Raw genomic sequence first — 15,422 nt, 5'->3', positions numbered from 1 at the left:
TAAAGTAATCTACCGAAAGGTTTTAACCTTTTTAGTTAAGCTCATTCCGTTAATCTTCGGGCTCAATTAAAGGCCAGTCATCGGTTCTAAAAGGCGAGGCCGGGATGCCCGCGCTATTAATTATTTTAACTTCTCCCAGATTATCAAAACCAACCCGTAAAACAACCGGTTCCTGAACCTTTTCGCTTTGCACAATTAAAATGGAATCTTTGATTTGTGCCTGAGCCGGGTAGAATTTGCGATCAGCTCCTGCCAGTTTGATAGAACTGGTCTCGTTGACCCTGCCTGTAAGACCGCCTGAAGCATATTTAAATGAAACATAAGCCTTTCCTTTTTTAAAGATTACAGTATCCGGAACGGGACCCATATCATTTACCGCAGTTCTGTTGTAGGTTCTTGACAAGGCTAGTTTGGCCAGACGTTCACCTACCGGGCGTTTGTTTCGCGGGTGTATATCACCGGCTTCACCCACGTCATTGGTGATAGCCATACCGGTAAGCGGAATGTCTAAAGCCTGAAGTTGTGCTTCCCGTAAATAGGGAGGTTTTGTGCGTTTCCCGTAGGAAAAAGGTGCAATTTGGGTAAAATAAAACGGGAAATCGATTTCCCACTGCTTACGCCAGCTGCTGATGAGTTTTCGCATTAAAGGATGGTAGATCTGGTAATTTTCAATATTGGCCTCGCCCTGATACCAAATCACTCCCTGAATGCTGTAATTCTGTAATGGTGCAATCATCGCGTTAAAAGCCAGGCCGGGCTCTGTAGGTCGTGCTCTTCCTTCGCGCTGCAGCTTATGGGTATTCAGGATCGAATCACTGATTATAAGGTCTTTGCGTACCCAGGTTTCGGCATTGGTACCGCCCCAGCTGCTGTGCAAAATCCCGATGGGTACCTCTAAGTTCAGATGCAATTGTTCGGCAAAAAAGTAAGCCACTGCGGAAAAGTTTCGGGCATTTTCAGGCATACACACACTCCAGATTCCCGGAGCATCATCCTGAGGGGTTTCTGCCATTTTTCGATGTACGTCAAAAAACCGAATCTTCGGATAATTTGCTTTTTGCAGTTCGTTGCGAAAATGCGTTACGCCTCGATAGCCCTGAGAAACCGAATCAAGTGGCATTTGCATATTGCTTTGGCCCGAAGCAAGCCAGACCTCCCCAATATAAACATCGTTAATTTGCAGTTTTTCATGACCCTTGATGTGAAGTGTGAAGGGCCCACCGTAAGCGGGTGTTTTAAGTTTTACCATCCAGCGGCCTTTGTCTGCAAGTGTGCTTACCGTATCTGTATTCCAGGAACCCCAAACTTCAATTTTCTCGGAAGTATTGGTCGTCCAGCCCCAAATTTTCACTTCCGTATTTTGCTGTAATACCATATGATCTGAAAGCACCTGAGGCAGAATAATTTTGGAAAAACAGAAGGAGCTTTTCAGCAGTAAAACAAATGTGAGGAGAACTAGTTTTTTCATAAGTACCTGTCATTAAAAGCATGGATGATTTATAGGTTGACCGAAACTATTCGGGTTTGATAGCTCCCAGAAATGCAGCGTCTTCGATGGTTTTCCCTAAAAGATCGTGAGACATTTGAAGACCTCCCGGCAAACCCTGAGTATCCCCGGGGAGCTGAGGTATGCTAATTCCCTTATTAATCAAGCTTGAATCTAAAGGGATATAATCTGAGGCATTCAGCCCACCCGGATTTTTAAAAACCGGATCGCCGTATTTCGGGTTTGTATCCTGAAGGCTTAGTTCTGCAGGCCAGCTTTTGGAATTCCAGAACAGGTTGTTTTCAAAAACTACATTAGACGCGATTTGTGAATCTTCAACCTCAGGACGGTATTGATCGCCGAGAACCAGTTTGTTTTCGCCTTTAATGCAGAAAATATTATTGGCAATCAGGATTCCACTGCTCGTTCTTTCGATCGCCACTTTGGGCTCGTAGGAGCCATCGCTGTAAATGGTATTGTTGTAGAAGTAGGTGTTAACCGGGCCTTTTCGTTTTTTGCTGGTTCCCTGATAACCACTCAGCCAGAAGATCTTACCTTCCTGAAAAGCGCCGTCTTTACCTTTGGTACGATTGCCATCATTGATGCTGAGGTTAAAACGGTAGGCGCAGTTGTAGTTATTACCTAAAATCTCACAAAATCCGCCGGCATTGTATGCTGAAATATTGTACTGCAGCACAATCTGATCGCAATTGAAATCAATATGCGCACCGGCAGAGTCACCGGGGCCGTTGGCGTATAAAAATTTGTTTTTTTCGATGAGTACGTTTGACGATCCCCAGGTCCACAGACCGCTGCCGCGACCCCATTTGCGGCTGTCGTCATCGCTTCCCGAATGGGAAACCAAATTATCAGCAACGTAAACCGATGCGACTTCAGACATTTGAATGCCGGGCCCGCCGGTTTTGTAAATCACATTATTGGAGATTTCTACATCGCTAATGTTCTGGTTGTTGCCGGTAAGCTTAATACCGGTATGACTTACGTCAGTAACGCTACAGCCGGTAATACGTACCTTGCTGATGCTGGCAAGAGGATTGTCGCTAATGACGCGTATACCCCAGCCATAGGCCTGCGTGCCATTCGCTGTGTTCACCTCATCAGCGCCACGCGTAAAGCCTTTGTTTTCGTGAAAAATTCCTTTCAACGTCAAATGTTTCAATACAATATTACTGGTGCTAACCTCGCCCTGCGTATGAATTAAGACCCCGCAGGTCATATTTTGACTGGGTTTTAAGCCGGTATAACCATCGCCGGTGATATTAAAATCATTAAGCTCTATATAGGAGCAATTTTGAATTTGAATACCATAGCTGTAATTCTTAAAATCGATTAGCGCAGGAGCATCAATCAAATTAGCGTCCCAATTTTTTGAGCCGATATAAATGGGATTTTGCTCCTCACCGTTTAAATTCGTAAGGATCAGGCTTCCGTAGAAAACTTGACCTTTTGCCAGAAAGACTGAGTCACCTGCTTTGAGATTCAGTTGATTGATTTTTTCCAGACTTTTAAATGCTTCTGCCTTACTTAAACCGGTATGGGTATCATCACCCAGAATGGGGTGCACGTAATAGGAATGAGAATAGGTCTTGACAAAAATCAGGACTGCGAAAAAAAACAAAAGCTTTTGGTTAAACATAAGATTCATAGGTAAAACTTAGAATAAAAATTACTTGATAGCGCTTCACGGAAATTAAGAATTTACCCAGGCTTTAAAATAGCTGTATCATTCAGTTGCGGGTATAAAACGTTCAATAGCCTGTATTTTTTAAAAAAACGATCCATATTCAGTACTCTGATAGTACAAATGACTAAAACGCCCTTTTTACCCCCTCTGCTGAATTAATGATACCCCTTAAGCCTGAGTGGCTAAACTAAATTTGATTACAAGATTCAAAAAATCAGATTATGTCAAAGTATTGTATCGGCCTTTTAGGTTTTATGCTGTTTCAGCTTTCCTGTAAACATGTTCAGGAACCCAGTACTACCCGAACTAATGCCTCTCCAGATGCCCTGCCCAACATTGTCATTTTTTACGTTGATGATTTGGGTTATGGCGATTTAGGCGTATACGGTGCTCAGGGCGTTAGTACTCCTAACGTAGATAAACTTGCCGCAAATGGAGTGGTGTTTACCGATGCGCACAGTACTTCGGCTACTTGCACCCCGTCGCGATATTCTCTACTTACCGGTCAATATGCGTTTAGAAATAATGCGTCGGTGTTACCGGGTGATGCTCCTTTAATAATTGATCCCGGTCTGGAGACCTTGCCAAAAATGCTGAAGCGGTCTGGTTATCGTACGGGAGTAGTGGGTAAATGGCATTTAGGTTTGGGTAACGGGGATGTAGATTGGAACACCACAATCAAACCGGGCCCCTATGAAACCGGTTTTGACTATAGTTTTCTAATACCCGCAACCGGTGACCGGGTTCCTTCAGTATATGTAGAGAATGACAGGGTAGTAGGGCTGAATAAAAGGGAAGCCCCTCTTGAGGTAAATTATTCCCGGAAAATAGGAAATCTTCCGGATGGCATGCAAAACCCTGAACTATTAAGGCAACCGGCCGATCCCGAACACAGCAATACCGTTGTAAATGGAATAAGCCGCATTGGGTTTATGACCGGAGGAGCCAGCGCGTATTGGAACGATGAAGATTTTGCAGATGTTCTTACCGCTAAAGCAGATACATTTATAAGCGAAAAAGCAGAACAGCCTTTCTTTTTATTTTTCTCCTTTCACGATATTCACGTTCCGCGTTTACCGCATCCGCGGTTTCAAGGGAAAAGTAGCATGGGCCCCAGAGGAGATGCTATTGTACAAATGGACTGGATCACAGGAAAAGTCATTGAAAGTTTAAAGCAGAAAAATCTTCTTGAAAATACCCTGATCATTTTCACCAGCGATAATGGTCCGGTTTTAAATGATGGCTATGAAGATCAGGCTGTCGAACTGTTGGGTGAACACAAGCCGGGCGGCATATATAGAGGTGGTAAATACAGTGCCTTTGAGGCCGGTACGCGTGTACCCACAATTGTTTATTGGGAAGGAAAGGCTATTCCAGGCGTGAATGATGCGCTTATTAGTCAGGTAGATCTTTATGCCTCGTTGGCAAACCTTACTGCATCTCCGTTACAAAAGGGGGAGGCTATTGATAGTAAGGATCTTTCTGAAGTTTTACTTGGGAAATCAAACGTCGGAAGGTCTGTTATGGTTGAGGAGTCTTTTACACTGGCGCTTCGAAATAAAAATTGGAAATTTATTGATGCTATGCCTGGAAAAAAGGGCCTTCCGACTTTTATAGCCCGAAAAGGTATCGAAGATGGGGCGAGTCATGAGATGCAACTGTACAATCTGAGTCTCGATCCTTCAGAACAGATTAATATCGCTAAAGACCATCCCGAACTGGTCAAAACGCTCAAAAGTAAATTGGATTCCATCAAAGCGGTCAAACCAATTGTTGCGGAGCGCGTAGTTCTGGGTAATTGATTTGGAGATTTTGCCTTTCGTCCCTCAAAATCCAATTTTTAAAATACTAGATAAAAAATGCAGAAGCATTTTTTTCTTAGGATTGATTTAACATTATTTTTACTACAACGTTTTCATTCCGTTTTTCATTCGATTTAAAAAACAACTATGCGTACTCTATTCACATTGGTTATTCTTTTCAAATGTTTTTTAATCTATGGTCAATTAGATGAACGCGAGTATATTTTAGAATATATAACTACCAAAGAAGGCCTATCCAATAATTACGTAACCTCAGTGGTTAGCGATAGTCTGAACGTAAAATGGTTTGGCACCGAAAACGGAATTACAAAATACAACGGTTACGATTTTAATGTTTTAAAACCTGGAGATACCTATCCTGAATTTAAAAATGAAAATATTGAAACCCTGTTTATAGACAGTGCTAATAATCTGTGGATAGGTACAAAAAGTGGCGGACTCTCTAAGCTCACCATTGAGACGGACGAAATCGTGTCTTACAATGATATTATAGACCTAAATAATCAGGGTGACCTACGTATTACCGCTATTGCCGAAGGGAAAAAGGGTGAAATCTGGATAGGTACCTGGGAAAATGGTCTGTTTGTTATCAATTCTGAAACTAATAAATTGGTGGAGCATTATCCACTTCAGGGAGCCGTTTATGCTATTAAAAAAGACGCGTACGACAATGTCTGGTTTACAAATAATCGGGTTTTGTCAAAATATGATGCTACAGAGAAAAAAATTGTAAAGTTTAATTTCAACAAAAGTGTTTTTGATATTCTTCCCGATGAACGGCGTAATAAAATTTGGGTGACCGTACCCATGTCAAAAAACACAAAACTTTATTTTCTGGACACTAAGAATCAAAAACTGGATTCTATTGAAACTAATGTGACCAGCGACTTTTCTAAAACACTCCTTTTAGACAACTATCACCGAATCTGGATTGGTACCTGGGGTAATGGTCTTTATATGAGCAACCCCGAGCTTACCCGTTTTGAAAAAGTAGATCTCGTCAATCAGGATTTAAATAAAAAGGCAATTAACTACGCCACTATACTGGATTTGCATAGAGATGAAAATGACATCACCTGGGTAACAACCGCTTATGGAGGAGTTGTAAAGTTGATTGAGAATGAAGGCTTTCAAAGTATGGGAAGAATTGCTTCCCTTGGTGCTATTCAGGCCAATTTAAACGTACACAGTTTATATGCAGATGACTCGTCGTTCTGGTTGGGCACTTTAAGCAATGGTCTGTATGTGGGAGATATCAGTGATAACTTGACAAACATAACTGAATTGTCAGATTTAAAAATCAATATCATCTACCGTAAAAACAATCTTATTTACGTGGGCACACAAAAAGGATTACACATATACGATAGAAATACCCGAAAACGCATTTTTGCAGATGAAAACCTGAATAAAATATCGGCCATCTATATAGATTCTCATAATAATCTTATACTGGGGACCCAGCAACGAGGTTTGATGATCGTAAGAGGCGGAAAGTTCAGAGATAAGACTGCCTACACCTATTATAGAGATTCAGAAGACAAGCAGCACAAATTAGAAAGTGACCGCATAACCGGTATTGTGGAAGACAATCAGGGCAATATTTGGGTAGGTACTTATAATGGTGTTCACCTTTTTGATCCCCGAAAGGAAATTTTTTACCATCAATCTCAGTTTCTTGAGGGGCAGTTGCCCAGCGTAATTATAAATAATCTGTTACCGGATACCGATTATTTGTGGCTGGGAACCCCGGGAGGTTTGATTAAGACCAAATACCGGGATAAAAAACTGCAGATCATAGAGGAATTTACATCCGGACGGGGATTAAGTAATGACTTTATAAATGCAATGACCCTTGACGGGCAGGATAATCTCTGGTTCACCAATCAGCGGGAGATTGTACGCTTAAGTCCAAATGGAGAAATCGTTTCTTTCGGAGAACTCAATGGGGTTATAACGACCTCATTTAACCTACGTTCGTGCTTTAATTTTAATAATGAGACCATTTATTTTGGAGGAAGCGACAACGTGGTTTTTTTCAATCCCGAAAGCATTGGGAAAATGCAGACTACCAGTGAGGTTATTCTTACTAATCTCAAGGTGAATAACAAAATAGTAACTGCCGGAGATGTTGTGAATGGAGAGGTCATACTTGAAAAAGACTTCAGTTATGTAGATAAGATTGAATTAACCCATAAGGACAAGCTGTTTTCCATAGGTTTTGCAAGCAATGATTACCTGGGGAAATCCAATATCAAGTACCGGTATAAGCTAGAGGGATTTCAATCAGACTGGATAGATCTGCAAAGCACCAATGAGCTGTTTTTTACAGGGCTTGATGCGGGCAGTTATATACTCAAAGTACAGGCAACGCGCAATAATATCAACTGGAGCGAGGCTAAAACCATAGCTATTAAGATTCTTCCGGCTCCCTGGTTTAGTATCTGGGCTTTTATAGCCTATTTCTTAGTAATTCTTGTAATAGCCATAATTTTGATTGATTTCTTCCGAAGACAAAACCGGTTGAAAAATAATCTGGAGATTATCCGCATTGAGAAAGAAAAACAGCAGGAACTTAATGAGGCAAAAATCAGTTTCTTTACAAACATCTCTCACGAGTTACGCACTCCGCTTACACTCATTCTAAGTCCACTTACCGAATTGCTTGAAGCCAACGATTTTACACCAAAAGTTTCGTATCAATTAAACGCAATTGAAAAAAATGCGAAACGCCTGCTCAATCTAATCAATCAACTGCTTGATTTTAGAAAAGCAGACCACGGACTTTTAAAACTGCGTGTAGCTCAGGGTAATTTTGTGCGATTTGCCAGTGAGGTTTTTCTGTATTTTAAAGATTCCGCAGAGCGAAAAGACATTACCTATACGTTTAAAGCAGAGCCTGAAGAAATAGAATTTCTTTTTGACCGAAACAAGATGGAAATCGTCTTGTGCAATCTGCTTTCTAACGCGATTAAATACTGTGAGCCCAAAGACAAGCTCACCCTTAAAATCAGCAAGAACGATGGCTTTTGTGTCATTCAGGTCAAAGATACCGGGATGGGTATGGATGCCCGGGAACTCAATAACATCTTCGATAAATTTTACCAGATTCAGACTGCACAAACGGCCAAAGTTGTAGGTAGTGGTCTGGGATTGTCCTTTTCAAAAAACATCGTAAACCTGCATCACGGTGAGATTTCGGTAGCCAGTAAGTTGAATGAGGGAACTGTTTTTACTGTAAAACTTCCGTTAGAAAGCCGAATGCTGCAAAATGATATTGATACGCAGTTTATGAAGACAGACGATATAGGCGCCTATTCTTCAGACCTTTCAAAAACCTATGTAGATACCCTACAGGTTAACAGCCAGGAATACACGCTGTTAATCATTGACGATAATGCGGAGATTCGCGAATATTTAAAATCCCTGCTTTCCGAAAGCTATACCATTTTGGAAGCGCGTAACGGAGTAGAGGGGCTTGAAATCGCAACCAAACAAGTGCCAGATCTTATTGTAAGCGACGTTATGATGCCCGAAAAGGATGGAATTTCGCTTTGTAAGGAATTAAAATCACAAATCAGCACTTCGCACATCCCGGTCATTTTACTTACAGCACGCAGTTCTACTGTTTTTGAAATCAATGGCTTAAACACGGGGGCTGATGATTATATAACCAAACCCTTTAATGCCAATGTTGTTAAGGCCCGTATAAACAGCCTTTTGGAAAACCGAAGAAAAATTCAGGAACACCTGCTCAATAAAGTGCGCTTTGAACCTACAAAGGCAGATGTAAATGCCACCATAAAAGATCCGGAAGATGATTTTATTGAAAAGGCCATCTTACTGGTTGAAGAGAACCTTCAAAATCCAGATTTTGGAATTGAAAATATGGTTGATGAACTGTATATGAGTCAATCTACACTGTATCGAAAAATCAAATCACTTACCGGCTTATCGCTTACCGCTTTTATTCGGTCTATACGACTCAAAAAAGCAGCTCAAATTATACTTACTTCAAACACCAAACTGAGTCATATTGCCTACGAGGTAGGATTTAATGATTATAAATATTTTAAGAAATCTTTTGTAGATCAGTTTGATTGCCTTCCTTCAGAATACCGGGATATTAAAAAGTCAAAAATAAAGCAGGTATAGCCTGTAACGTATTGATTTTACTGATATTGATTGATTTGTACCCTCTCTTGAATGATATGCCCTGCCTTCAAAATGATGTATTTATGAGATTTGATGTCATAACTAACTCTTAAGATTTTTAACAAATTGATAAGATTCAAATCTATGCTTATGAAGTCACGAAAAATTACTAAAAACAGGGTGGTCAGCTCCAAATTTCTGTTTTTGATTTTGCTGGGTTTTTTAGGAGTCCCCAACTTAAGTCAGGCGATTGCACAGGAGCAATTGCGTGTGACGGGTACCATTACTTCCGAAGAAGATGGGATGCCTCTTCCTGGCGTTACAATTATTGACGCTAATAATACAACTAATGGTGTCAGTACAGATTTTGATGGAAATTATGAAATTACGGTACCCTCAAACACTTCCCTAACTATAAGTTATGTGGGCTTTCAAACGAAAACGATTGAGGTGTCTGGTCGTAACGTGATTAATGTGACTTTATCTACAGATGTAGCCGCATTAGATGAGGTTGTCGTTGTAGGTTACGGTACACAGAAAAAAGTAAACCTAACCGGTGCCGTAGAGACTGTTACTTTTGATGAGGCGGTCAACCAACCGGTAACCCAATCGGGCCAATTGCTTTACGGAAGATTTTCGGGGGTGCAGCTCACGCAAACCTCGGGTAACCCGGGTGCAGATGCTTCTTCTATAAATATTAGGGGTATAGGAACTTTTGGCAATAACACCCCTTTAATAGTGATAGACAATATACAATATGACAATCTTGCAGCTTTCAATAACCTTAATCCATCAGACATCGCAAGCATAACAGTTTTAAAAGATGCCTCTGCTGCTGCAATTTACGGCGCACGAGGTGCAAATGGAGTTGTTTTGGTAACTACAAAGCGAGGTAAAGCCGATACCTTTGAGATAAGGTATAATGGATATTATGGAATACAGGAAGCCACTGTTAAACCAGAATTTTTAGGTTCATTAGATTATGCCACCCTAATGAACGAGAAATATAGAAATCAGGATGGCCCCGGTTTTTTACCGCGCTATACTGATGAACAATTAGAAGCCATTAGAACAGGGTCTTTACCTGATCAGTTTTCGGAGACCAACTGGGCAGATGTGGTTTTAACTTCGGCACCGGTAATGAATCACAATTTCTCATTTTCAGGAGGTAGTGAAAAAACCACATACCGGGTTTCATTTGGGTATCTGGGGCAGGAAGCTATAGTACGCAGTAAATTTCGTAGTGACCGCTACAACCTAAGTTTGAATATCAACTCCAAGATGAAGGAGTGGTTTAGCATCAGTAGTGTTACAAATGCTTTTTGGAGACATAATGAAGGTCCTACAGGAGGTCAGAATGCCTTTGATGGGGATAATGGGATCATCTATTCCTTTCAGCGTAGCGCACCCACCATTCCTTTATATTACAGCAACGGGGAGTATGGTGTTGTTGACGGAGCTTACCTGAATACAAATAACTCCTTCTTGACCCAAAACCCATTACGAAGAGGTTTTTTAGGAAATAACGAAAGTGATAATATAAATATCAGTGAACGTATAGGGCTGACATTTCAATTTACAGAAAATCTATCTTTTGAAACCAGCGGAAGTGCCAATATTATTTATGGTTTATCATCAGATTTCGCTCCAAGACAAATCGTAAATGACTGGGAAGGAAATGTAGTCATCAATAATGAATTGAACAATCTGAATAATTCTACAAACTTTGAATACCGCCTCCTTAACGAGAATATTTTACGGTATGAAAAGACCTTTAATGAAGTACATAACTTCGGCATTTTACTAGGTCATTCAGTTTCTTATTATAAAGATGATGGCTTTTCAGGCCAGTTAAGTGGTTTTCCTACTGATAATCTGGAGGAATTTAATGCTGGAGGTGTGGTTGACCCCGCGGTATCCGGTAGTGCTCTTGAGGAAGTGTATCAATCTTTCTTTGGAAGAGTGAACTACAACTACAAAGGAAAATATCTTGCAGAATTTAACTTGCGAAGGGATGCCTCTTCAAAATTTGGGCGGGATTATCGTTACGGAACTTTTCCCTCAGGATCAGTTGGCTGGAGAGTATCTGAAGAAGCATTTATGGAAGATGTTGACTTCATTTCAAACCTGAAACTAAGAGGAAGTTGGGGTATAAGTGGTAATGACCGCATTGGTAATTACATCTTTTCTCAGACCTATAATCCGGGGATAGATTATGTTTTGGGTAACGATAATACGGTAGTTGGGGTAGCCATAACCAGCCTGGCAAACCCGTCCATTAGATGGGAAGAAACCGAGCAATATGATATAGGTATAGATTTAGGTCTATTTAATAACAGACTTGAGATTGTTTCTGATTATTTTAAACGGAATAGTACAGATATTCTCTATGGTAATTTTCCCATACCAAACACCCTGGGAATTACAAATCTAGCCGCTCAAAATGCCGCTTCGATGGTAAGTGAGGGGATTGAATTAAATCTTAACTATAGAAACAATATAGGTGGTGTTAAGTTTAGTGTAGGCGGAAACCTGACCAAGTTTTTAAATAATGAAGTAACCGGCCTGGGTGACGGAGGAGAAGAAACCATTACTAACATCAATATCATTCGCGTAGGAGAGCCCTTTAGAGCCTATTATGGTTATCGGGCGATTGGAGTTTTTCAGAGTCTTGAAGAAATAGCTGATGCTCCGGTTCAATTCAACAATGCGCTTACAGGGCCTGGTGATCTACGTTACGCAGATATATCAGGACCTGATGGAGTTCCCGATGGGGTAATAGATGCTAATGACCGTACTATTATAGGAAATCCCAACCCCGATTTACTTATCAATTTTAATGGCTCTGTAGAATTTGGAGGCTTTGATTTTAATTTCCTTTTTCAGGGAGTGAGTGGTGTTGACAGGCTTTTACAGGGTAATGGTAATTTACCTATGGAAGACGACCGAAGTAATGTTTTGACTTATTGGTTAGGAAGATGGACTCCTGAAAATCCCAGCGCTAATTTACCACGTGTGGGAGGTCAGAATAACGGCATCGTATCTTCATTTTACGTTCAGGACGTGTCTTATTTAAGATTAAAGAATATCGAATTGGGATATTCATTACCCAGCTCTTTAACCGAAAGAATTCTGGTGGATGATTTACGATTCTTTGTGGGCGGACAAAACCTCTTAACCTTTACCGGTCTTGAATATTTTGATCCTGAAGGTGCAAATGGTGCTCAAAGCAATAGAAATGCGCCTCTTTACAAGACAATCACATTCGGCGTTAATTTAAAATTATAACAGAGATGAAAAAGATATTTATAGCATTTATCATAGTTCTCACCACTACAAATTGTAGTCAGGATTACCTTCAGCGCGAATCCCTAACACAAATAGCCGAGGGTAACTTCTGGCAATCTGAAGCCGATGCTTTTCTGGCACTCAATGCTGTTTATTCAACACTTCAGTCCCGATCGTTGTACGGTGGTAATTTAAATGGTTTTCAAGGTATCCCCGGCTATGACGGTATAGGAGATAATGCCTACACCCAATTTGAATACGAGGGGCCTGCATTATTTATGGAAGGAACTATGGATCCTACTAACGGAATGATTCTCAACCTGTGGAATAACAGCTATCAGGGAATTGCCCGTGTAAACTCTGTAATACAAAATGTAGAAATCATTTCTGAAGATCTGGTTTCAGCAGAAACGAAAGAGGGTTTATTAGGACAGGCCTATTTTCTAAGAGCCTTGTTTTACTTTAACCTTTCAGTCTATTTTGAAGATGTTCCTTTGATTACTGCTCCACAAACTTTAGAGGAAGCGTATGTTTCAAAAAACACCTTTGAGGAGGTAACAGCACAAATCGTTGAAGATCTTAAACTCGCGGTTGAATATCTTCCGGAGGCTCAGCCTTCAGGACTAGAGGGCTACGCGACTAAAGGGGCGGCATTAGGCTTATTTGCACGAGTGCAATTATACAATAAAGTATATGAAGGTCCTGAGGGTGTGATTGAGTTGACTAACCAACTTTTAGGTCTTAATTACGACTTGCACCCGGATTACGGAGCGCTTTTCACCCCTGAAAATGAATTGTCTCAGGAAGTTGTTTTCGCTGTGCGGTTTTTGAGAGGAGATGACACCTCAAATGGAGAGAATTTTAGTGCTACTTTCTTAGGTACTCCTAAGGTTGATCAACGGCCTATGCCAAATTTAGTAAATGACTACTATTGCACAGATGGTCAGCCTATATCAACTTCACCTTTGTACAGCGCTGCTAATCCTAGAAATAACAGAGATCCCAGAGCTTTGGCGACCATTTATTTTAGAGGCGACCAATATCTTGTTGAGCCTGCGCGCACATTCACTGGTAACAGTCCTACGGGCTTTGGCATGCGTAAATACATAAGACGTGGCCCTGATGCCGAAGGTAACGCCGTTTTTGGCGATGGTTCACAGGATTTTTACGTCATTCGCTTTGCTGATGTACTGCTTATGAGAGCAGAAGCCTTAGCTGAAACCGGAAACATAGACGGGGCAGCGGCATTGGTTGACCGGGTAAGGGCACGTGTAAATATGCCCAGTGTGGCAGAAGCCGAAGGAACTGTTAATCAGGCTCAAATGAGAGCTATTGTAAGACACGAGCGCAGAGTAGAATTAGCTCTTGAAGGACTGCGTTTTATGGATCTTAAACGCTGGGGAGATATTGAAGGAGGCATTCAGCGGGCCAGTTCAGATCCTGTAGGGCCTTATGCTCCGCAATATTTGGGAAGACGATCAGAAGTATTCCCCATACCACAATCTGAAGTAGATGTAAATAAAAACTTAGTGCAGAACCCTGCATGGCAATAACATAAAATCAAAGAGTTATGAAAAATTATTTAGCAATAGTAATAGCAACCGTTTTACTAGTAAGTTGCGAACCTAATGTAATTGGTGACTTCGAGGATACCGCGACCGCATCTCAGGAAACCGATGAGGCTTTAGTTACCAAAAAAGGAGTAGCTTATACCAATCGGGCCAAAGCCTGGTCGCATAGAACCAGTGAGTTAGGAGCCCACTGGATGTATAGCTGGGGAAATGAGTTACGCGAGGAAATACCTGATAATGTAGAGTATGTACCTATGTTTTGGGGGAAAGGCTCTGTAACTGATGACAATATATCCCGCATTAAAGGTTTAATCGCAGAAGGCAAGGTAAAGTATGTGTTAGGGTTTAACGAACCTGATGGCGCAGATCAGGCAAATATGAGCGTTGATGAAGCCATCGCCTTATGGCCTAAAATTGAAGAATTAGGAGTCCCCATCGGTTCACCGGCCACAGTAAATCCTGAAAATGCTTGGATGGTTGAGTTTATGCAAAAGGCCGAAGCTTCAAATTTAAGGGTAGATTTCATTACCGTTCATTCCTATGGGGGTTCTAATGTCCTGAACTTTATCAATAAACTGAAAAATACCTACAACGCATATGGTAAGCGACCCATTTGGGTCACCGAATTTGCCGTGGCCGACTGGAATGCTTCTTCACCTGAAACAAACCGTTACAGTCAGGAAGAAGTCATATCATTTATGCAGCAAGCCACACAGGCAATGAACAATATTGAATGGGTGCATCGCTATGCCTGGTTTGATGGAAGACAGGCTCCGCTTTATACTTCATCGCTTTTTGACGAAGATTCAAATATCACAACCGTTGGAGAGGTTTATGCAGCCATCAATCACAATGAAAGCATTGGTCCGGGGCAGGATACCGAGTACACCCCACCGGTAGACGATAAAGAATTAATGGTTAATGGAGGCTTTGAAAGTGGTGAGATCGCTCCCTGGGCAGGTTTCAAAAATGGAGTTGTAGGCACTGGTGCGGGACCACGCACCGGTAATTTTGCAGGTAGAATAGAAAATGGAGACGGTTCTTTGGTTTATGTTACAGCTGCTGAACCCGGTAAAACCTATATCTTGAAATTTTGGACCAAATGGCTTTCAGAACCGGCAAATACCATTTCTGCTAAAATACGAAACGATGCAGGCAATGCCTTGCTATTTTCGGCACCTGACCTTGCAAAAACTACCGAGTGGACTGAGACTTCGTATGAATTTACAGTACCCGAAGGAGTCACTACACTACGATTTGTATTCTTCAAGGCAAATGGCTTTCCACCCTTATTTTTAGATGACGTTTCCTTTAAACTGAAGGAATAAATCAGATCCAAATGCTTCTACTTTAAGGTAGAAGCCTTTTTTAATCGGTCTTAAATGCTTTTTAAT

Annotated in this window: 7 protein-coding genes; 5 read left to right on the top strand and 2 right to left on the bottom strand. The window is 41.1% G+C overall.

From position 1 onward, the window contains the following. Positions 1 to 49: 49 nt before the first annotated feature. Together LLW17_RS00695 and LLW17_RS00690 are read right to left on the bottom strand one after the other, a co-directional pair. Positions 50 to 1,468, bottom strand: coding sequence for a sialate O-acetylesterase (locus LLW17_RS00695; protein WP_228228344.1), 1,419 nt, complete (start codon positions 1,466 to 1,468; stop codon positions 50 to 52). 46 nt (positions 1,469 to 1,514) lie between these two features. After that, positions 1,515 to 3,152: a right-handed parallel beta-helix repeat-containing protein gene (locus LLW17_RS00690; protein WP_228228343.1), complete on the bottom strand. Its 1,638-nt coding sequence runs from the start codon at positions 3,150 to 3,152 to the stop codon at positions 1,515 to 1,517. A 260-nt stretch (positions 3,153 to 3,412) separates the two neighbouring features. On the opposite strand from LLW17_RS00690, the gene LLW17_RS00685 reads away from it, so the two are divergent. The 5 genes from LLW17_RS00685 to LLW17_RS00665 all read left to right on the top strand — a co-directional run bounded on the left by LLW17_RS00685 (position 3,413) and on the right by LLW17_RS00665 (position 15,356). Beyond that, positions 3,413 to 4,993 (top strand): sulfatase family protein, encoded by a 1,581-nt coding sequence (locus LLW17_RS00685; RefSeq protein WP_228228342.1) that lies wholly within the window; start codon positions 3,413 to 3,415, stop codon positions 4,991 to 4,993. A 147-nt stretch (positions 4,994 to 5,140) separates the two neighbouring features. Then, positions 5,141 to 9,169: a two-component regulator propeller domain-containing protein gene (locus LLW17_RS00680; protein WP_228228341.1), complete on the top strand. Its 4,029-nt coding sequence runs from the start codon at positions 5,141 to 5,143 to the stop codon at positions 9,167 to 9,169. A 150-nt stretch (positions 9,170 to 9,319) separates the two neighbouring features. Then, a complete protein-coding gene (locus LLW17_RS00675; protein ID WP_228228340.1) occupies positions 9,320 to 12,457 on the top strand; it encodes a SusC/RagA family TonB-linked outer membrane protein in 3,138 nt (1,045 codons plus the stop codon). 5 nt (positions 12,458 to 12,462) lie between these two features. Further along, entirely contained in the window at positions 12,463 to 14,010 is a 1,548-nt protein-coding gene (locus LLW17_RS00670; RefSeq protein ID WP_228228339.1) for a RagB/SusD family nutrient uptake outer membrane protein, read from the top strand. Positions 14,011 to 14,027: 17 nt separating this feature from the next. After that, a complete protein-coding gene (locus LLW17_RS00665; RefSeq protein ID WP_228228338.1) occupies positions 14,028 to 15,356 on the top strand; it encodes a glycosyl hydrolase in 1,329 nt (442 codons plus the stop codon). Positions 15,357 to 15,422: the final 66 nt, after the last annotated feature.

Origin of the sequence: Leeuwenhoekiella parthenopeia (assembly GCF_020782115.1) — a bacterium.
In the GTDB taxonomy this organism is placed as follows: Bacteria; Bacteroidota; Bacteroidia; order Flavobacteriales; family Flavobacteriaceae; genus Leeuwenhoekiella; species Leeuwenhoekiella parthenopeia.
Note: the sequence above shows the minus strand (reverse complement) of the source record. Positions and strands in the feature narration are given on the sequence as shown.

What these genes read in the sequence shown, in the direction of transcription:
- LLW17_RS00685 (WP_228228342.1), top strand. Translation starts at nt 3,413, where the DNA reads ATGTCAAAGTATTGTATCGGCCTTTTAGGTTTTATGCTGTTTCAGCTT.
- LLW17_RS00690 (WP_228228343.1), bottom strand. Translation starts at nt 3,152, where the DNA reads ATGAATCTTATGTTTAACCAAAAGCTTTTGTTTTTTTTCGCAGTCCTG.
- LLW17_RS00670 (WP_228228339.1), top strand. Translation starts at nt 12,463, where the DNA reads ATGAAAAAGATATTTATAGCATTTATCATAGTTCTCACCACTACAAAT.
- LLW17_RS00675 (WP_228228340.1), top strand. Translation starts at nt 9,320, where the DNA reads ATGAAGTCACGAAAAATTACTAAAAACAGGGTGGTCAGCTCCAAATTT.
- LLW17_RS00695 (WP_228228344.1), bottom strand. Translation starts at nt 1,468, where the DNA reads ATGAAAAAACTAGTTCTCCTCACATTTGTTTTACTGCTGAAAAGCTCC.
- LLW17_RS00680 (WP_228228341.1), top strand. Translation starts at nt 5,141, where the DNA reads ATGCGTACTCTATTCACATTGGTTATTCTTTTCAAATGTTTTTTAATC.
- LLW17_RS00665 (WP_228228338.1), top strand. Translation starts at nt 14,028, where the DNA reads ATGAAAAATTATTTAGCAATAGTAATAGCAACCGTTTTACTAGTAAGT.